Source organism: Streptomyces sp. NPDC059398, from assembly GCF_042751845.1.
Lineage (GTDB): Bacteria > Actinomycetota > Actinomycetes > Streptomycetales > Streptomycetaceae > Streptomyces.
The window spans coordinates 13,073-32,439 of record NZ_JBHYWP010000061.1 but is presented as its reverse complement, the minus strand read 5'-3'; the positions used below and the strand labels follow the sequence as shown (position 1 = coordinate 32,439).

The 19,367-nt window shown below is 71.1% G+C and carries 13 protein-coding genes, 1 tRNA gene and 1 pseudogene; 12 read left to right on the top strand and 3 right to left on the bottom strand.

Annotated elements, in window-relative coordinates:
* Window positions 1-154 precede the first annotated feature (154 nt).
* Window positions 155-1,579 (top strand): S1C family serine protease, encoded by a 1,425-nt coding sequence (locus tag ACFXBC_RS21425; protein ID WP_385026560.1) that lies wholly within the window; start codon window positions 155-157, stop codon window positions 1,577-1,579.
* Window positions 1,580-1,622: 43 nt separating this feature from the next.
* A tRNA-Ser gene (locus ACFXBC_RS21420) sits at window positions 1,623-1,707 on the top strand.
* Window positions 1,708-1,808: 101 nt separating this feature from the next.
* On the opposite strand, the gene ACFXBC_RS21415 is transcribed toward ACFXBC_RS21420, so the two are convergent.
* The gene (locus tag ACFXBC_RS21415; RefSeq protein WP_385026557.1) at window positions 1,809-2,969 is read right to left on the bottom strand and encodes a phosphodiester glycosidase family protein; all 1,161 of its coding nucleotides are present in this window, start codon (window positions 2,967-2,969) and stop codon (window positions 1,809-1,811) included.
* A gap of 220 nt (window positions 2,970-3,189) precedes the next feature.
* Here ACFXBC_RS21415 and ACFXBC_RS21410 point away from each other — a divergent pair, with 220 nt between their 5' ends.
* Window positions 3,190-3,633: a DUF6344 domain-containing protein gene (locus ACFXBC_RS21410; protein ID WP_385026554.1), complete on the top strand. Its 444-nt coding sequence runs from the start codon at window positions 3,190-3,192 to the stop codon at window positions 3,631-3,633.
* A gap of 349 nt (window positions 3,634-3,982) precedes the next feature.
* Here ACFXBC_RS21410 and ACFXBC_RS21405 read toward each other — a convergent pair whose 3' ends face one another.
* Window positions 3,983-4,843: a bifunctional DNA primase/polymerase gene (locus tag ACFXBC_RS21405; protein ID WP_385026551.1), complete on the bottom strand. Its 861-nt coding sequence runs from the start codon at window positions 4,841-4,843 to the stop codon at window positions 3,983-3,985.
* Window positions 4,844-5,164: 321 nt separating this feature from the next.
* On the opposite strand from ACFXBC_RS21405, the gene ACFXBC_RS21400 reads away from it, so the two are divergent.
* The 9 genes and pseudogenes from ACFXBC_RS21400 (at window position 5,165) to ACFXBC_RS21360 (ending at window position 14,711) form a co-directional block, all read left to right on the top strand.
* A complete protein-coding gene (locus ACFXBC_RS21400; RefSeq protein ID WP_327296549.1) occupies window positions 5,165-5,470 on the top strand; it encodes a hypothetical protein in 306 nt (101 codons plus the stop codon).
* Between the two features lie 221 nt (window positions 5,471-5,691).
* Window positions 5,692-6,963: an acyl-CoA dehydrogenase family protein gene (locus ACFXBC_RS21395; RefSeq protein WP_385026546.1), complete on the top strand. Its 1,272-nt coding sequence runs from the start codon at window positions 5,692-5,694 to the stop codon at window positions 6,961-6,963.
* Between the two features lie 194 nt (window positions 6,964-7,157).
* The gene (locus ACFXBC_RS21390; protein WP_385026543.1) at window positions 7,158-8,093 is read left to right on the top strand and encodes a bifunctional MaoC family dehydratase N-terminal/OB-fold nucleic acid binding domain-containing protein; all 936 of its coding nucleotides are present in this window, start codon (window positions 7,158-7,160) and stop codon (window positions 8,091-8,093) included.
* A 1-nt stretch (window position 8,094) separates the two neighbouring features.
* Window positions 8,095-9,150, top strand: a complete 1,056-nt coding sequence (locus ACFXBC_RS21385; RefSeq protein WP_385026540.1) for an acyl-CoA dehydrogenase family protein — start codon at window positions 8,095-8,097, stop codon at window positions 9,148-9,150.
* A pseudogene (locus ACFXBC_RS21380) lies at window positions 9,147-9,530 on the top strand (MaoC family dehydratase); the annotation flags it as partial. The gene ACFXBC_RS21385 and the pseudogene ACFXBC_RS21380, both read left to right, overlap by 4 nt.
* Window positions 9,531-9,694: 164 nt before the next feature.
* Entirely contained in the window at window positions 9,695-10,861 is a 1,167-nt protein-coding gene (locus tag ACFXBC_RS21375; RefSeq protein WP_385026537.1) for a lipid-transfer protein, read from the top strand.
* Window positions 10,862-10,966: 105 nt separating this feature from the next.
* Window positions 10,967-12,007 carry a DUF1906 domain-containing protein gene (locus tag ACFXBC_RS21370; RefSeq protein WP_385026534.1) on the top strand — a complete coding sequence of 347 codons (1,041 nt, stop codon included), beginning with the start codon at window positions 10,967-10,969 and terminating at the stop codon, window positions 12,005-12,007.
* Window positions 12,008-12,274: 267 nt separating this feature from the next.
* Window positions 12,275-12,811, top strand: a complete 537-nt coding sequence (locus ACFXBC_RS21365) for a SigE family RNA polymerase sigma factor (protein ID WP_385026531.1) — start codon at window positions 12,275-12,277, stop codon at window positions 12,809-12,811.
* Between the two features lie 238 nt (window positions 12,812-13,049).
* The gene (locus ACFXBC_RS21360; protein ID WP_385026528.1) at window positions 13,050-14,711 is read left to right on the top strand and encodes a long-chain fatty acid--CoA ligase; all 1,662 of its coding nucleotides are present in this window, start codon (window positions 13,050-13,052) and stop codon (window positions 14,709-14,711) included.
* Between the two features lie 151 nt (window positions 14,712-14,862).
* On the opposite strand, the gene ACFXBC_RS21355 is transcribed toward ACFXBC_RS21360, so the two are convergent.
* Complete coding sequence (locus ACFXBC_RS21355) at window positions 14,863-19,206, bottom strand: PAS domain-containing protein (RefSeq protein ID WP_385026525.1); 4,344 nt, start codon at window positions 19,204-19,206, stop codon at window positions 14,863-14,865.
* Window positions 19,207-19,367 lie beyond the last annotated feature (161 nt).

Here is a 19,367-nt window from a genome sequence, read left to right as displayed (position 1 = left end):
ACCAGTGAAACAGTCGAGTACGACAACCCACTGAGATGACGAAGATGCACAGCTCCCGCTTACAGTGCCCCGACGTGCTGTGGGAAAAGCTGTCCGCAGACACTTGCACAGCGGGACTCTGACCGAGACGACGTGGAACCGAGGAGAAAGAGCTGTGAGCACCGAGAACGAGGGCACCGAGGGCACGTCGGCCGAGACCGCACCACCCGCCCCGTCCGCACCTCCCGTGCCGGTTGCCGCTCCTGAGGGCACGCCCGCTTCCGCCACCGAAGCCACTGCGCAGCTCCCCGGGCCGGTGCCCGCATCCGCGCCCGAGCCCGTCCGGGCCGCGGACGCCGGCTGGCCCCCGCCGCCGCCTTCCCTCCCCTCGTACGGGGGCGGCGGCAACGGCGGATACGGAGAGGGCGGCGGCCCCGTATGGGGTGCGCCCGTACCGCCTCCGCCCGCCCCGCCGAAGAAGCGCGCGGGCGGTCTCATCGCGGCGGTGGTCGTGGCGGCGCTGGTCGCGGGCGGTATCGGCGGTGGCATCGGGTACTTCGCCGCGGAGCACAGCGACAACGCGACGGGCTCGACGACCGTGTCGGCGCCGGGCAAGGGCCAGGAGGTCAAGCGCTCCCCCAACACCGTGGCGGGGATCGCCGCCAAGGCGCTGCCGAGCGTGGTGACCATCGAGGCGAAGAGCGGCAACGGCGACGGCGGCACCGGTACCGGCTTCATCTACGACACCCAGGGCCACATCCTCACCAACAACCACGTGGTGGCGGAGGCGGCCGACGGGGGCACCCTGACGGCGACGTTCTCCAACGGCAAGAAGTACGACGCCGAGGTGGTCGGCCGTGCGCAGGGTTACGACGTGGCCGTCGTCAAGCTCAAGAACGCCCCCTCCGGGCTGACCCCGCTCGCGCTCGGCAACTCGGACCAGGTGGCGGTCGGCGACTCGACCATCGCGATCGGTGCGCCGTTCGGCCTGTCCAACACGGTGACGACCGGCATCATCAGCGCCAAGAACCGCCCGGTCGCCTCCGGTGACGGTTCGGGCAGCAAGGCCTCGTACATGAGCGCCCTGCAGACCGACGCCTCGATCAACCCGGGGAACTCGGGCGGCCCGCTGCTCGACGACCGCGGGGCGGTCATCGGCATCAACTCGGCCATCCAGTCCGCCAGCAGCGGCAGCCTGGGCGGCGGCGATTCACAGGCCGGCTCGATCGGCCTGGGCTTCGCCATCCCGATCAGCCAGGCGAAGAACGTCGCCCAGCAGCTGATCAAGACCGGCCAGCCGGTCTACCCGGTGATCGGTGCCACGGTCGCCATGGACGAGCAGGGCAACGGCGCCAAGATCTCCGACCAGGGCGCGAGCGGCACGGCCTCGGTGACGGCCAACGGCCCGGCGGCCAAGGCCGGCCTCAAGCCCGGCGACGTGATCACCAAGCTGGACGACACAGCGATCGACAGCGGCCCGACCCTGATCGGCACGATCTGGACGCACAAGCCGGGCGACAAGGTCCAGCTCACCTACAAGCGCGACGGCAAGGAGCACACGGTCGAGGTCACCCTGGGCCAGCGCAAGGGCGACAGCTGACGCGCTAGTCTGTTTCCCGCATCACCCCGACGGGGTGGCGCGGGGTGGGTTGCCCGAGCGGCCTAAGGGAACGGTCTTGAAAACCGTCGTGGCGAGAGTCACCGTGGGTTCAAATCCCACACCCACCGCTTGCAGGTCCGAGTACGGACAGTAGAGAAGGGGCGTCCCCGTTCGCGGGGGCGCCCCTTCCACTTCGAGCGGGCGCATACCTTTACCGGCACACACGACCTCAGCGTGCGTACACCGCCACGAAATCCCGCGTCGCCTGGTTGTAGTAGCGCTCCGGCGGGTTCTCGAAGTCGAGGATGTTCGTCGGCTTCGGATTGGCCGGGTCGGCCTTGCCGTCGTAGCTCATGAAGGACGGCCAGGCCCGGTTCATGTCCAGCGGCATGGCCCGTACGGCTCCGGCGCGCTGCATCAGGTCCGCGAGTGTGTGGGCCGTGAGCGCCTGGCCGACCACCATGACGATGTCGCCCTTGGCGGTGACACCCACGCCTGAGCGTTCCACGAACATCCTGCTCTGGTCGGTGGCGCCCCACTTGGAGTCGCTGTCGATGTCCGGGACCACCTTCCCGCCGTCGACCATCAGCTCCAGACACTGGCGTACGCCGACGACGTCCGGTGTCATCCGCACGTCACGGCCCCAGACGCCGAGCTTGAACGAGCCGTCGCGGTAGAAGACCTCGGATGCGGCACCGTCGCGGAGGGATCCGGCGGTACGTCCATTCAGGTAGAAGCCGCCGTGGGAGCCACCGTCGGTGACCTTGAAGCCGCCGTTCCAGGTGGCGATGAGCCCGGTGCGCTGCCCCCTGGGGATGTTGGGCGGGACCGAGAAGGTGCCGCCGGGTTCCCGTACGCCCGGGTGGAGCCGGAAGCGGGCGTTCTTGGCGCTGATCCAGGCCACGGCCGCTTCGTACGAGGTGTGCTGGGCGTCGGGGCGCACGTACGTCCCCTGCACGACCGGCCGCCCCTTGCTGTCGTTGACGAGCGTGCGGTAGACGCCCTCGCCCTTGAGCGCCGGTGCTACGAGCGGGCGCATCGGGGCGCGCAGCGGTACCTCGGGGTGGACGCCGTGCGGGGGTGCCTGCGCGGCGGCGGTCTGGTTCATCCGGGCCTGGGCGTCGGCCGACAGTGCGCCGCCGACCTTCGGGGGGTCGAGGTCGTACCTGATGTTCTCCAGCTTGTCGACCACGACGCCGAGTGAGTGCTCGCGGGCCCAGCCCGCCAGCCGCGCTGCCGTGCTGTCGTCGCCCGGGTAGGTCAGGGCCCCGCTGACCGACCAGCCGAGGGCTCCGACGCAGACCAGAAGGGCCGCCAGCACCGCCCGGGTGGCCTTTCTGCGGGGGAGCAGGCGGCGCTTCCGGGGGCCTGGTTCCGTTGCCTGGGACATGACGCTCCTCTGCCTGACGCGCGCTTACCTGACGTCCCATCGGAACCCGGCTTCGGAAATCCGCCCAGCCGGGAGGGGCCAACCGGGTGGTGTTGATCGGAAGAACGCCACTATCTGTGCGTTGGTCCCTGTCTGTCCGAACCACATCCGCATCATGTGAAAAGTACGTAGAACGTCCCACCGTAAAAACCGCTGTAAAGCACAGAAATGAGGGGCTGTCATGACCAGCCAGGCCAAGAAGGCGTGGGCCGCCTTCACCAGCGCGTTCTTCGCGCTCGTCGCGATGCTCGGATTCTCCACCTCGGCTCGCGCCACCACTGTCCCCGCCGGTGCGGCCGCCCCGGCCCCCGCTGATCTGGCGGGGCGCGCTGTCCGTACGACGGGCATTCCCGCCGTGCGAACTGCTCCGGAGGCTGCGGTGCCGGCACCAGCACCAGCACCGGCCTCCGCCGAGCGGAAGCCGGTCGACGTCGAACCGGCGCAGGTCGCCTGGTGGGCGCTGCCCAAGGACCGTGCGCTGCCGCCCACCATCAAGCAGCGCATCCGCGCCGAGGCCCACGGGTCCACGCCCAGCACGCGGCACCTCCCGCTCGACACCGACACCTCGTCGGACGACGCGATCACGGACGCCGCGGTCGGCGAAGCGGTACTCCAGCCGGCCTGATCGTGCGACCGGGGTTGCACGGGGCGCAGGAGCTGCACGGATCGGGCAGGTTGCCCGGATCAAGCAGACCGCGGGGATCGAGCAGACCGCGGGGATCGAGCAGACCGCAGGGATCAGGTAGGCCGCAGGGATCAGGTAGGCCGCACAGAGCAGGCCCTACGGATCGAACAGGTCACGCCGATCACACAGGCCCCACCGATCAAAGAGGCTGCCCCACCGATCAAAGACGTCGCACCGATCAACGAGGTCGAACCGATCACTCCGACCGCACAGGTCGTACCGATCCCTTCGATCGCACAGGCCACACAGGCCACACAGGCCGCACCGATCACAGCGACCACAGAAGCGATCACAGTGTGGGCATCGCCAGGCGGGCTGCCGAGGCGATGGTGGCACGGGCCTCATGCTCGGTGAGTCCGGTACGGACAGCCGCGGCGGTGAGCCGGTCGGCGAGTTGGTCGCCGAGACCGTTCTCATAGGCGCGGCAGGCGGCCCAGAACAGACGGGTGTTGCGCTGACCCTCATGGGCGGCGAGTACGAAGTGCACCAGGCCCTGGCCCTGAGCGGGCCGGCCGGTGGAGTGCGGGGAACGCGCGGGAGGCGTGAGCAGACGGAGCAGAGCACGAGGACAGGGCGCGGGCGCGAGATGTGCCGTGCCGGGCGCGAGGCGGTAGACACCGTGGGCCGTGAGTGAGCCGGGCCCCACGAGGTAGCCACCGGCGCCCCGGATGTCGATACCGGGAGCGAGCCGGCTCGCCGAGTTGGGGACGATCCTGTCGGGTGGTCCGGTCAGCCAGAGATGGCTGCCGCCGCTCGGCGTGAGCACGGTGACGGTTTCCGGGATCTTGAACAGATGCGTGAGTGCGAGGCGTCGCAGAGCGGCCGTGGAGTCGGTCTCCGCCTTGGTGTCGAGGTCGATGCCGATCAGATGGTGCGGCGGCCGGCCGCAGGCGATGCCGTAGCCGGTGGCCCAGGGGGCGGCGGCGAACAGTGCGCGCACGGCTGCGGGGTCGGCCGTCGCGTCGTGGACGCCGTGTCCCGTACGGCCGCAGGCGCCGCGGCAGCGGACCGGGCCCGCCTCCCCGTGGTGCGGCGAGGGGATCGCCGGGAGCTTGGTGCGGGTCAGGGGGATGACGGGGAGCCCGAGCTCGGCGGCGGAGAGCGCATGGGCGAGGGCCAGGGTGGCGGAGTGCCTGTCAATGGCGGCCATACGTTCATCATCGCGCATGCGTTCGAATACGGAAAGTGGGGCGCAAGGCCGGTTCGCGCCCTTCCTTGGCGTGATGCAGGAACGCTTCACCTCCTGGGGTGCCCGGGTTCTGTCGCCTGGGGCCCGTCGTGGATCAGGTTCGTGACGTGAGGGGGGTTTATCGACTTAAGGTCATGCTTGCGAGGGAATCAGGTCTTCCAGGCTGGTTCGGTGGGGGTCCCGTGGGCAACTCTGATCTCGCGACAGTCGTGAACCACTCACCGGGGCGGTCGGCCAACCACCCCGGAATCAGCCGCACTTCTGGTTCCTGGAGGAAATGACATGGCACACATCCGTACCGTTCGCGTCCTTGCCGCCGTCGCAGCCCTGCCGCTGGCAGCGGCCCTCTTCACCGGTGTGGCGACCGCGGACAACGGCGCCGTCGCGGGCAGCGGATCCAACGCCAGTGTGGCCGGGGTCGTCGGCAGCGGCGTCGGGCACAACAACAACGGCAACTCGACCACCACGCAGCAGGTCGCCACCGGCTCCGGAGCGTCGAACCAGAACAGCACGGCGAGTGTGAACGGTTCGGCCTTCACCTCGATCGACCAGGCCCACTACACGGTGAACTTCACCCGGCTCTGGTGAGGACCGGCCCGATGGGGGTCGGGGGTGTGGGGGGCGTGCGGGGACCGCACGAGTACTGCACGGGGTGAATGACTGTCCGGGCGACGGTGCTGAGGCATCGCCGCCCGGACGGTTTTCTGCGTGCTGCGGCGGAAGTTGCGGCCGGGTTCCGGTCTTGACACTGGACGTGTATCTGACGGACAGTCAGAAGCCCTGATCCGGAAGCCAGGGAGGCCGCCGACGTGCACCTCGCCCCGACGGAGAGGCAGTTGGAACTCCGTGCCGAACTCCGCTCCTATTTCGCCGATCTGATGCGCCGGGAGCCAGTGCCCGGCGGTGGTCCCGGCGCCGACTCCGGCCCGTGGCCCAGCGGTGGATTCGCTCCCGGCCCCCCAGGTGAACGCGCTCCCGGACCAGGCGGTGGCTCCCCTACGGGCTCCGGCGCACGCCCCGAGGAACAGCGGGCGCTGCTGCGGCGCATCGGCGCGGACGGAATGCTGGGACTCGGCTGGCCCGTCGAGTACGGCGGCAAGGGGCGGGGCCCCGACGAGCAGTTCGTCTTCTTCGACGAGGCGTACCGGGCGGGCGCACCCGTCTCGATGGTCACGCTGAACACCGTCGGGCCGACGCTGATGAAGTACGGGACGCAGGCACAGAAGGACTACTTTCTGCCGCGCATCCTCTCCGGCGAAATCGTCTTCGCCATCGGGTACAGCGAGCCGTCGGCCGGTACCGATCTCGCCTCGCTGCGCACACGCGCGGTGCGCGACGGCGATACGTGGGTGATCGACGGACAGAAGGTCTTCACGTCCAACGCCCAGAACGCGGACTGGATCTGGCTCGCCTGCCGGACCGACCCCGAGGCGCCCAAGCACCGCGGGATCTCGATCATCCTGGTCCCCACCGACGCCCCCGGCTTCTCGTGGACCCCGATCGAGACGGTGGGCGGGCAGACCACGACCGCCACGTACTACGACGGGATCCGGGTGCCCGTGGGTCATCTGGTCAGCGCCGAGAACGCCGGCTGGAAGCTGATCACCAACCAGCTCAACCACGAGCGGGTGGCGCTGGCAGCGATCGGTATGCAGGCGGAGGACTGCTACGCCGATGTCCTGGCGTACGCCCGCACACGCGACCCGTACACCGGCGCACGGCCGGCCGACCAGGCGTGGGTCAGAGCGCGGCTCGCGGAGGTGCACGCCCGGCTCGCGGCCGTCAGATTGCTCAACTGGCGGCTGGTCGGGGACGTGGGGGCCGGGGCTCTCGCACCGGGTGACGCAAGTGGGGTCAAGTTTCTGGGAACCGAATGCGCCGTAGAGGTGTATCGAATGTGTCAGGAAATTGCGGGTGAAACAGCGCTCATCCGGGCGGGGTCTCCGGGGGCCTTCGGGGGCGGGGAGCTGGAGCGGATGAACAGGGCGGCGCAGATCAACACCTTCGGGGGCGGGGTGAGCGAGGTGCAGCGGGAGATCGTCGCGACGATGCGACTCGGGATGAGGAGCCGGAAGAGGTGAGCGGTGAGGTGGTGGGGAATGAGGCGGTGACAGACGTCGACGGGAGCGGCGGCGGGGCGGCGAGCGCCGGTGCTGTGAGAAACGGCGGGGTGAGCGGTGGGGCGGCAAGCGGGGCGGCTGGGAGTGACGGGTCGGTGGGCGGAGGGGCTGGGAGTGACGGGTCGGCGAACGGCGGCTCGGCGAGCGGCGGGTCGGTGAACGGAGGGGACCCGCTGTACGAGCAGCTGAAGGCGTACGAAGGGCGGCCCGCCGCGACTTCCGGGGTGGGCAAGGACACCGTCAACGAGCCGATGATCAGGCACTGGTGCGAGGCGATGGGAGACGCGAACCCGGCCTATCCGGCTGTAGCGCCACCCACCATGCTCCAGGCCTGGACGATGGGCGGGCTGTCGGGGCACACGGGCAGGACCACTGCCTATGACGAGTTGTTCGCGCTGCTGGACGGAGCGGGATGCACGGCGGTCGTCGCGACCGACTGCGAACAGGAGTATCTGCGGGATCTGCGGCCCGGCGACCGGATCACCTTCGACGCGGTCATCGAGTCGGTGTCCGAGCGCAAGAAGACTGCCCTGGGGACCGGATATTTCGTCACCACGCGGATGGATGTCCGGGGCGATGGCGAGCTGGCGGGGACGCACCGCTTCCGGATCCTCAAGTACGCACCCGGGGCGAGGACGAAGCCACCGGCTCCGGCGGCGGGAGCGCCGGGGGCCGGGGGCCGTGGTCCGGGGGCGCGGCGGCCGCGACCGGTGATCAACCGGGACAATGCCGGGTTCTGGGAGGGGGTGGCCCGGCATGAGCTGCTGATCCAGCGGTGTGTGTCCTGTTCGGCGCTGCGCTTCCCCTGGCTGCCGGGCTGCAATGCGTGCGGCTCGCCCGAGTGGGACACGGTCGCGGCGAGCGGTGCCGGGACGGTCTATTCGTACGTGGTCATGCACCATCCGCCCTTTCCGGCCTTCGACCCGCCCTACGCGGTGGGCCTGATCGAGCTGGCCGAGGGGGTGCGCATGGTGAGCAACGTGACCGGGGTGCCGTACGACGAGGTGCGGGTCGGTATGCCCGTGAGCCTCGAATTCCTGCGCGTGGACGAGGAATGGGAGCTGCCGGTGTTCAGGGGAGGCGGGGGCTGAGATGGACTTCACACCGACGGAGGAGCAGGAAGCGGCGCGCGACCTGGCCGCCCGGATCTTCGGGGACCTCTCCACGCACCAGCGGCTGACCGCGGCGGGCACGGGGACAGATGCCGAGCTGTGGAAGACGCTGGTGGCGGCGGGGCTGGTGGGGGCGGCCGAGGAGACGGGGCTGCTCGGTCTGGTGCTGCTCCTGGAGGAGCAGGGCCGGGCCACGGCACAGGTCCCCTTCACCGTGACCTGTGTCTACGGGCTGCTGGCGGTGGCCGCCCACGGCACGGACGAGCAGCGCGGGAGACTGCTGCCGGCGCTGCGGGAGGGGACAGCGGTGGCGACGGGTGCGCTCCCCGCGCGAGGAGGTGTACGGGCGGACGCCTCCGGCAGGCTGAGTGGGACGGTGCCGTTCGTGCCATGGCTGCGGGACGCCACTCTGGTGCTGGTGGCCGACGAGGACCTCGGGCTCTGGCTGGTGCGGGTGGCGGACGCGCGGACGGAGCCGGTGGAGAGCACCGCGCCCTGGTCGGGAGGGCGGCTGGTCCTCTCCGGGACACCGGCCGAGGCGCTGGGTGGTCCGGGCGCGTACCAGCAGGTGCTGGCCGTGGCGCGGGTCGCGTTCGCGGGGCTCCAGGCCGGAGTGTGCGCGGGTTCGCTCGCACGTGCCGTGTCGTACACCTCGGAGCGGGAGCAGTTCGGACGGCCGCTCTCCACGAACCAGGGGGTGCAACTGCGGGCCGCGGACGCGTATATGGACACCGAGGCGATACGGGTCACGGCGTACGAGGCTGCCTGGCGGCACGACGAGGGGCTGCCGTTCGCGGCCCATGCCCTCACCGCCGCCTGGTGGGCATCGGAGGCCGGCAAGCGGGTTGTGCACACGGGCCAGCATCTGCACGGCGGGCTGGGTTCCGATCTGGAACACCCCGTGCACCGGCACTTTCTCTGGGGGCGGCAGCTCGACGCGTATCTGGGCTGTGGCAGCGAAGTGCTGGACCAGCTGGGGGTGTTGCTCGTGGATGGAGATACGGCGGGAACCGCAGAGAGGGAGGAGCCGGTATGAGAGTCGGCGATGAACTGGCGCCGCTGGAGATCCCGATCACCCGCACGCTCATCGTCGCGGGCGCCGTCGCCTCCCGCGATTTCCAGGACGTGCACCACGACGCGGAGGCTGCCAAGGAGAAGGGCTCCCCGGACATCTTCATGAACATCCTCACCACCAATGGGCTGGTCGGCAGATACATCACCGATCGATTCGGCCCCGGATACAGGCTGCGGAAGGTCGCGATCCGTCTTGGGGCGCCCAACTACCCGTGGGACACCATGGTGTTGACGGGTACGGTCACGGCGGTCGAGGGGGACGACACGGAGGTCCGGATCACCGGCGCCAACGGGTTGGGCCGCCATGTCACGGGCCGTGTGACGGTCACCGCCCGGAGCGGGGAGGCGACCGCGGGCGCGGACGAAGCCGGTGAAGTGAACATTCGCTCCGGCTCCTGCCGCGGATCCGATACCGATACCGGCACCGGCTCCAGCACCGTCGCCGGCTCCAGCACCGGCTCCTCCGGTACCGGCGGCGGGGCGCACCCCGGGAGTGGGGTGGCCGCGTGAGCAGGAACAGGCGTGACTCACTCGGCGGTAAGGCCGCCATCGCCGGGATCGGGGCGACCGAGTTCTCCAAGGACTCCGGGCGCAGCGAACTCAAGCTGGCCGTGGAAGCCGTCCACTCTGCCCTCGACGACGCGGGCCTCACCCCCGCCGACGTGGACGGTCTGGTCACCTTCACCATGGACACCAGCCCCGAGATCACGGTCGCCCAGGCCGCCGGTATCGGGGAGCTGTCCTTCTTCTCCCGCATCCACTACGGAGGTGGCGCCGCCTGCGCCACTGTGCAGCAAGCCGCGCTCGCTGTCGCCGCCGGAGTGGCGGACGTGGTCGTCTGCTATCGGGCGTTCAATGAGCGCTCCGGGCGGCGATTCGGTTCGGGCGTCCAGCACCGGGAGCCGTCGGCCGAGGGCGCCGCACTCGGCTGGGCGTTGCCGTTCGGTCTGCTCACACCCGCCTCCTGGGTGGCGATGGCCGCCCAGCGGTATCTGCACACGTACGGCCTCGCACCCGATGTGTTCGGCCACGTCGCGGTGACCGACCGCCGGTATGCGGCGCGCAACCCGGCGGCGTACTTCTACGAGAAGCCGATCACCCTCGCCGATCACGCCGCCTCAAGGTGGATCGTGGAGCCGTTGCGGCTGCTGGACTGCTGTCAGGAGACCGACGGCGGGCAGGCGATCGTCGTCACCAGCGCCGAGCGGGCCCGTGATCTGCGCCGTCCGCCGGCGGTGATCGTAGCTGCGGCGCAGGGGGCGGGCCGGGCACAGGAGCAGATGACCAGTTTCTACCGGGACGATCTGAGCGGGCTGCCCGAGATGAGTGTGGTGGCCCGACAGCTCTGGCAGACCTCCGGGCTGCGGCCCTCCGACATCGACGTGGGCATCCTCTACGACCACTTCACCCCGTTCGTACTGATGCAGCTGGAGGAGTTCGGCTTCTGCAAGCCGGGTGAGGCGGGGGCCTTCGTCGCGGAGGAGGCGCTTGCGCTGAACACCCACGGTGGTCAGCTGGGGGAGGCGTATCTGCACGGCATGAACGGCATAGCGGAAGCGGTGCGGCAGGTGCGCGGCACTTCGGTGAACCAGATATCCGGTGCGGCCACCACGCTTGTCACCGCGGGGACCGGCGTACCCACATCCGGGCTCATCCTCGGCACGGACGGCTGACACTGCGGCGTGGACGTTGGGCGGTCCGGGGAGGCGGGCCGTTCACTGCGCCCTATGCAACGACAAAAGATGTTCTTGTCCCATCTTCTCGGCGCAGCCGTCGTCATGGCTCTCACAGCCCCTACCGCGGATGCCGCACCGGCCGTCACCTCTTCCCTGCCAGGCGTACCGGCGGGTGCGGCGGCCGACGCAGCAGGCGGTGCCCAGCCGGGCGGGCAGCCCGGTACGGGGGCAGCCGCCGAGACCGACACCCTGGGAGACCCGGTGCTCGGCACCCGAGAGCCGCGGGCCGACGAGCGGCAGGCCAGTGAGCCGCAGGCCGGGGAGCCGTTGACCAGGGAGCCGTCGACCGGAGAGACAGCGGCCGGTGAGCCGGGTGCCGGGGACAGGGACGCAGCCTCTTCCGCGTCTGCCGCCGCTGCCGGGCCCGACCGGTTCGACGGCTACGGGTTCGACACCTGCGTCACACCGTCTCTCGCGACGATGCGCGCCTGGAAGTCCTCCCGGTACCGGAGCATCGGCGTCTACTACGGAGGCCGCGGCCGGGGCTGTCCGAACCAGCCCGAGCTCACCAGGGACTGGGTGTCGAGCGTGTACGGGATGGGCTGGAAGGTGCTGCCGGTGTTCGTCGGCTCGCAGTCGCCCTGTGTGGCGGCCGACAGTAAACGGAAGGTCGCCATCGGTTCGGATCCCGCCGGCCAGGGAGCCGAAGAGGCCCGCGACGCGGTCGAGCAGGCCGGGGCGCTCGGGATGGTGAAAGGGTCACCGCTCTACCTGGACATGGAGGCGTACGACCAGGGCGACCGCGACTGCGCGGCCACCACCCTCTCGTTCATCCGTTCCTGGGACCGGGAGGTGGAGCGGCTCGGTTATGTCGCCGGCTTCTACAGCAGCGCGGATTCCGGAGTGGCGCAGCTGGGTGCGGAACGCAGGGCGGGTACGTCGGACCTGCCCTCGGTGATGTGGTTCGCCCGCTGGAACGGCGAACCGTCGGTGGCGGAGGAGCCGTCGTTGCGGAGCGAGGACTGGTCGCCGCATCAGCGGATCCACCAGTACGCGGGTGAGGTGAAGGAGGAGCACGGAGGCCAGGAACTCACGATCGACCGGAACCGGGTCGACGCCCCGGTGGCCCGCATCGCCGACTAGCCCGGACAGGACCGGACCTGGTGGGCCCCGGCCCCCTGCGGCAAACCGACCCAGCGAGCCTTGCTGACCCGGCGGCCGCGGCCGCCCTCGCTCGCCCCCACGCCCTCCCCGGAATCCGTACCGGTCCATCACGGGAACCCCGATGAGGGGAGGGCCGTCCTCCACCTTCAGGAGGTGGGGCTACCACCACTCCTACAACCTGAGGGGGACCCGCCTTCGGCACCTGTGGGCGATCTGCTCAGGGGCTTCGGCTCCTAGCGTGGAGCTATGACCACGCCAGTCTGTACCAGCGCAGCGAAGGCAGCGACGCCGTACTCGTCGTTCGCCACCTATATGCGTGCCCGGGGGCCCGTTCTGCTGCGTACAGCCCGTTCTCTGACCGCCAATCCGAGTGATGCCGAGGATCTGCTCCAGACCGCGCTGACCAAGACCTATGTCGCGTGGGAGCGGATCGAGGACCATCGTGCGCTGGACGGGTATGTCCGGCGGGCGCTGGTGAACACCCGTACGTCGCAGTGGCGCAAGCGCAAGGTCGACGAGTTCGCCTGCGAGGACCTTCCCGAGCCGGAGGCCGCGCCGGAGCCCGACGCGGCCGAGCAGCAGGCACTGCGCGACGCGATGTGGCACGCGGTGATGAAGCTGCCCGACCGGCAGCGGGCCATGCTGGTGCTCCGCTACTACGAGGACCTCAGCGAGCAGCAGACCGCCGAGGTGCTCGGGGTCTCGATCGGTACGGTCAAGAGCGCGGTGTCCCGTGCGCTCGGCAAGCTCCGTGAGGACCCGGAGCTCTCCCCCGCACGCTGAGCCCGCCCGGGGCGGGACCGGGGCGGGGCCAGGGCGGGAGCCTGGGCTTGTGCTGAGCCGACGGGGTGCTGAGCCGACGGGTGCTGAGCCGGAGCGGGTGGTGAGAGCGGACAGCGGGCCGGAGCGGCGGGAGAGCGGTGGATTTCCTGAGGGCGGGTAGTGACATACCAGCTGGTATGTGCGCAGAATTGCGACACATTACCCATGCGTAGGCAACGCTGCTCCCCAGGAGGACGCCGTGCTGAGCACGATGCAGGACGTACCGCTGACAGTGACCCGCATCCTCGTCCACGGAACGCTGGTACACGGCGCCTCCCAGATCACCACCTGGACCGGCGATGCCGCAACACCGCAGCGCCGTTCCTTCGCCGAGACCGGCGGGCGCGCCGTACAACTCGCCAACGCCCTCCGGGACGAGCTGGGGGTCGAAGGCGACCAGCGGGTGGCAACGCTCATGTGGAACAACGCGGAGCATGTGGAGGCGTACTTCGCCGTTCCCTCCATGGGCGCCGTTCTGCACACCCTCAATATCCGGCTCCCCGCCGAGCAGCTGACCTGGATCGTCAACCACGCGGCCGACCGCGTGATCATCGTCAACGGCTCCCTGCTGCCGCTGCTCACGCCCCTGCTGCCGGACCTGCCGACCGTCGAGCACGTGGTGGTGAGCGGCCCGGGAGACCGCTCACTGCTCGCCGGGGCCACGGCGACCGTCCATGAGTACGAGGAACTGATCGCGGGCCGCCCGACGAAGTTCGACTGGCCCGAGATCGACGAACGGCAGGCCGCAGCCCTCTGCTACACCTCGGGCACCACGGGCGAGCCCAAGGGCGTCGTCTACTCCCACCGTTCGATCTACCTGCACTCCATGCAGGTCAACTCGGCCCAGTCGATGGGGCTCACGGACCAGGACACGACGCTCGTGGTCGTGCCGCAGTTTCATGTCAACGCCTGGGGTCTGCCGCACGCGACCTTCATGTCGGGCATCAACATGCTGATGCCCGACCGTTTTCTCCAGCCCGAGCCGCTCGCCGAGATGATCGAGCAGGAGAAACCGACGCACGCGGCGGCCGTGCCCACGATCTGGCAGGGGCTGCTGGCCGAGGTGACCGCCCATCCGCGTGATCTGAGCTCGATGGCGCGGGTCACCATCGGCGGCGCCGCCTGTCCGCCCGCGCTGATGGAGGCGTACGACAAGCTGGGCGTCCGGCTCTGCCACGCCTGGGGCATGACGGAGACCTCACCGCTGGGGACGACGTCCAACCCGCCCGCCGGTCTGACCCCGGAGGAGGAGTGGCCGTACCGCGTCACCCAGGGCCGCTTCCCCGTGGGTATCGAGGCACGGCTCGCCGGGCCCGGTGGCGGCATCCTGCCGTGGGACGGTGAATCGGCCGGTGAGCTGGAGGTACGGGGGCCGTGGATCGCCGGGGCGTACTACGGCGGCGCGGGCGGCGAGAACTTCCGGCCGGCCGACAAGTTCAGCGCCGACGGCTGGCTGAAGACCGGCGATGTCGGGGTCATCAGCCCGGACGGCTATCTGACGCTCACCGACCGTGCGAAGGACGTCATCAAGTCCGGCGGGGAGTGGATTTCGAGCGTCGACCTGGAGAACGCGATCATGGCCCATCCCGCCGTGGCCGAGGCCGCGGTGGTCGCCGTCCCCGACGAGAAGTGGGGCGAACGGCCGCTCGCGACGGTGGTGCTGAAGGAGGGTGAAAGCGTCGGGTACGAGGAGCTCAGGGCCTTCCTCGCCCGGTCCGTCGCCAAGTGGCAGCTGCCGGAACGATGGGCCGTCGTGCCGTCGGTGCCGAAGACGTCGGTCGGGAAGTTCGACAAGAAGGTGCTCAGGAAGCAGTACGCGGACGGTGAGTTGGACGCGACCGAGTTGCGCACGGCTGACTGAGGTGGACGCGGCTCGGTCGGGCCTGGCCTGGTGGGCCCAACCGGGTTGAGCCCGGGGCAGCTCCGACGCCGGGCCCACCGGAGAGGCCCGGTATCAGAGCGCCCCGGCCCGACCGCCGCCCCGCCTGATCGCCCCGGCCCGGTCTACGGCCTCAGTTGGTGCCGATCTTCGCCAGCAGGTCGACGATCCGGCCCTGCACCTCGGCGCTGGTGGAGCGTTCCGCGAGGAACAGCACGGTCTCGCCCGACGCGAGTCCCGGCAGTTGGGCCGCGTCCATCCCGGCCGAGGTGTAGACGACCAGCGGGGTGCGGTTCAGCTGCCCGTTCGCGCGGAGCCAGTCGACGATCCCGGCGCGGCGGCGGCGTACCTGCATCAGGTCCATCACCACCAGGTTCGGCCGCATCTGGGCAGCCAGGGCGACGGCCTCCGCGTCGGTGCCGGCCCGCGCCACCTGCATACCGCGTCGCTCCAACGTCTCCGTCAGGGCGAGCGCGATCTCCTCGTGCTCCTCGATCAGCAGCACACGCGACGGGTGCTGCTCCGAGTCGCGCGGGGCCAGCGCCTTCAACAGGACGGCTGGGTCAGCCCCGTAGGCCGCCTCCCGCGTCGCCTGCCCGAGCCCCGCCGTCACCAGCACCGGCACCTCGGCCGCCACCGCCGCCTGGCGCAGTGACTGCAGCGCCTTACGGGTGATCGGCCCGGTCAGCGGGTCGACGAAGAGCGCCGCCGGGAACGCGGCGATCTGGGCATCGACCTCCTCCCGCGAGTGCACGATCACCGGGCGGTAGCCGCGGTCGCTCAGCGCCTGCTGAGTGGAGACGTCGGGCGCGGGCCAGACGAGCAGCCGCCGCGGGTTGTCGAGCGGCTCGGGAGGCAACTCGTCGTCCACCGGCTGCGGCTGCGGCCGGTTGGCCACCTCCACGGCGCCACCGGGCCCGTCCAGCGGTTCGGGCCCCTCCGCCCCCTCGTCCGGGGCGCCGATGGCGTACGAACGGCCCTCCGACTGCGGTGAGAGGCGTCGCTGGGACTGCTGATTCTGCAGCGACTGCGCGGCCTGCTGGGACTGCGGCGGCTGCTGGGATTGGGAGGGTTGCGCGGCCTGTGGAGATTTCTGGGCCTGCTGGGGAAGCTGAGCCTGCTGTGGCATGGGGGGCTGCTGGGCCGTATGAGCCGAGGGGGGCATCTGACCCGGCCGGTTCTGGTTCGTCCCCTGCGGCGCCTGGCCCTGCATCTGGTGGCGCTGCATCTGGTGGCCCTGCGGCGAGCGGCCCTGCCGCTGTGCGGTCGGCTGCTGTGCGCTCTGTTCGTGCGGTGCGCCCTGCTCGCCGGTGGCCTGGGGGTGTGGCCGGGCGGCCGGTTCGGGGCGCTCGCCCTCCGGCGGGGCCGCGAGCTTGCGCCGGCGTCCGGAACCCAGCGAGTGCGGCTGGTTCTGCTGTGCCGCGAACTGTTCGGCGAACGGCATACCCTGCCCGAGCGTCCGCACGCTTATGGCACGTCCCTGCGTGCCATCGGCGGCCACCGGCTCCTCGGCGGGCAGCGGCTGGGCCGCGGCCTCGTCGGCCGCCGCCCGCTCGGTGACGGAGGCCCAGCCCTCGGGCGACGCGTACAACGTGCCGTCCTTGGGCACCTCTTCACCCGCCTCCATCCCCGCCGCCGGATGGTGCTGCGGCGGCGCGAGCGGTTCACCGCCGGTCCGTCCGTCCGCCCGTACGGAGTCGTGGCGGCCCGGCAGCGAGCCCTCGGGCGGTACGGGGCCCGGCTGCGGCTGTCCCTGTACGCGGTCGGCGTCCGCAGGGGGAAGCGCGAACGGCGTACGCGGGCGCTCGGCCTCTGCGGCCGCCGATGCCGAAGCGGTGGCCAGAGCCCGGCGCGCCCGGCGGCCCGGGGGTGGAGTCTGCGGCTGGCCCGGCTGGCCCGGCTGGTTGTGTGCCGCGATTTCCTGCTGGGGAGCGGCGGGCGCCGGGCCCAGGGCGGGGCGGGTGTTCTCGATCTCACGCACCCCGTCCGTGCGCCGTGCGCGCCGCCCGGTGGGCACCGGCGCATCCGCCGGTACGCCCTGCGGCGGCACCGTCGCCCCGCGCTGTGCGTGGCCACCGGGCGCGCCGCCCCGCGCGTTCTCGGCGGCGGTCACCACGGACCCCTCCGACGGCATGCCTCCTGCGGCAGGCATGGAGCCCATGGAGCCCTGGGGGCCGCCGGCTCCATCCGACAGCTCCGTACGTCCGCCGAGCGGTGCGTCCGTACGCCCGCGCCTGCGCCCTGTCCCGCCGTCACCGGCGCCGTTCTCCTGCGCGGGAATCGACGGCCCGGTGCGGCCCGCTGCCGCACTGCCCGCACTGCCCGGCACACCCCTGGCTCCGCCCCCGGCCGCGTCGGCACCGGAAGGCACCGTTCCGGGCCCGCCCCTGCCGGTCGGACCCGCACCGGACCCGTCCGTACGGGCCGCACCCGGAGCGTCCGACGGAGCTGGAGCCAACGCCTGAGCGGGGCCGGGCGCGGGAACCGCCACGCCGATACCACCGGCACCACCGGAGCCACCGATACCACCAGCACCACTCGGCCCACCAGCACCACTCGGCCCACCGGAGCCACCAGGCGCACCGGCGCCACCCGGCCCGGCCTCCCCACGGCGTGCCCTGCGTCGGCCCGTGGGCGGCTCCGGCGCACCGGCACCCGTGGCGTCCGCCGGGTTCGCGCCCCCGTCGCCCCCGGAGCCCTCCAGGAAGGCATCCGTGGAGGAGCGCCTGCCCCGCCGCCGTCCGCCGCCCGCCGACGCGTTCGGCCGGTCCTGCGCCGTACCGCCACCGCCGGGCTCGGCCGGTACGGCACCGTTCGCGGCGGCCGGGTCCAGCGTCCCCGAACCGTTCCCGATGGGCAGCTCCAGTACGTACGCACTGCCGGTCGTCCCCGGCACCTCATGGGTCTGGAGCACGCCGCCGTGCGCCCGGACGATGCCGCGCACGATCGGTTCGTGCACCGGGTCGCCGCCGCCGAACGGCCCGCGCACCTCGATCCGTACGACCTCGCCGCGCTGCGCGGCGGCCACCACGATCGTCGAGTCCACATAGGCGCCGCCGGGCGAGACCCGCGCCTTGCCGGTGGCGTCCACACCGGCCACATCGGCGATCAGATGCGCGAGAGCGCTCGCCAGCCGGCCACCGTCGACCTCGGCCTCTATGGGCGGAGCGTGCACCGCGAACTGCACCCGGCCGGGCCCGATCAGCTCGACCGCGCCCTCCACACCCGCCGCCACCACGGTGTCGAGCATGATCTTCGCCCTGGTCAGCTCCTCGGTCCCGGCGGCGAGCCGCTGGAAGCCGAGCACGCTGTCGACGAGCGTGGTCATCCGGGCGTATCCGGCGGCCAGATGGTGCAGGATCTGGTTGGCCTCGGGCCACAGCTGTCCGGCCGGATCGGCGGCGAGCGTGCCCAGCTCGGCCCGCAGCTCCTCCAACGGCCCGCGCAGGGCGTCGCCGAGGACCGCGGTCAGCTGCTGCTGCCGCTCCTGGAGCGCCTCGTACTGTTCGGTCCGCGCGGCCAGTTCGGCCGCGTGCTGCTCGTCGCGGGCGGCGAGTTCGTCCGCGTGCCGCTTGTCCCGGGCCGCGAGTTCGTCCGTGTGCCGTGCATCGGCGGCGGCGTTCCGCTCGTCCTTGGCCCGGAGTTCGTCGGCGTGCTGCTTGGCCTGCTTCTCGTACGGGCGGCGGTCGGCGAAGGTCAGCACCGCGCCGACGAGCTGCTCACCGTCCCGTACCGGCGCCGTCGTCAGATCGACCGGCACCGGGCTGCCGTCCTTCGCCCACAGCACCTGCCCGCGCACCCGGTGCTTGCGCCCGGACCTCAGCGTGTCGGCGAGGGCGCTCTCGTCGTACGGGAACGGCTCACCGTCGGCGCGGGAGTGCTGCACCAGCGGGTGCAGCTCCTTGCCGCCGAGATCGCTCGCCCGGAAGCCGAGGATCTGCGCGACGGAAGGGTTGACGAGTACGACCCGCCCGTCGGTGTCGGTGCCCACGACGCCCTCGGACGCCGCGCGGAGGATCATCTCGGTCTGCCGCTGCGAACGGGCCAGTTCGGCCTCGGTGTCGATGGTGCCCGACAGATCGCGTACGACGAGCATCAGCAGTTCGTCACCGGTGAACCCGCCGGCGCGCGGGTCGTAGGCCTCCCGGCCGTCCTCCAGGTTCGCGCTGGTCACCTCGACCGGGAACTCCGCGCCGTCGGTGCGCCGCGCGAGCATCCGCGTCGGCTTCGTCCTGCCCCGCTCGTCCGCGCCTTCGGGCCGCCGCATCGAACCCGGGATCAGCCGCGAGTCGAAGTGCGGCAGCAGATCGAGCAGTCCCCGGCCGACGAGTGCCGTGCCCGGTGTCTCGAAGGCTTCGAGGGCGATGGAGTTGGCGTTGACGACCGTGCCGTTGCAATTGACGAGCAACAGCCCGTCCGGGAGGGCGTCAAGTATGGCTGCGAGGCGAGCAGCGCCTCGGGATGGCCTGCTGCTCACGACGACGCTTCCTCCCTGAACTACTGCACCTTGCTGACAACCCGGCCCATCTTGCCCCTCGGGCCACGGTGTGTCACTGCTGGAAGTCTAAAGGCAGGCGCTCCGGACATGCGGCGGATGAGGGGGAGCTCTCACCAAGGTTGTGTGCACGAACGGCCTGG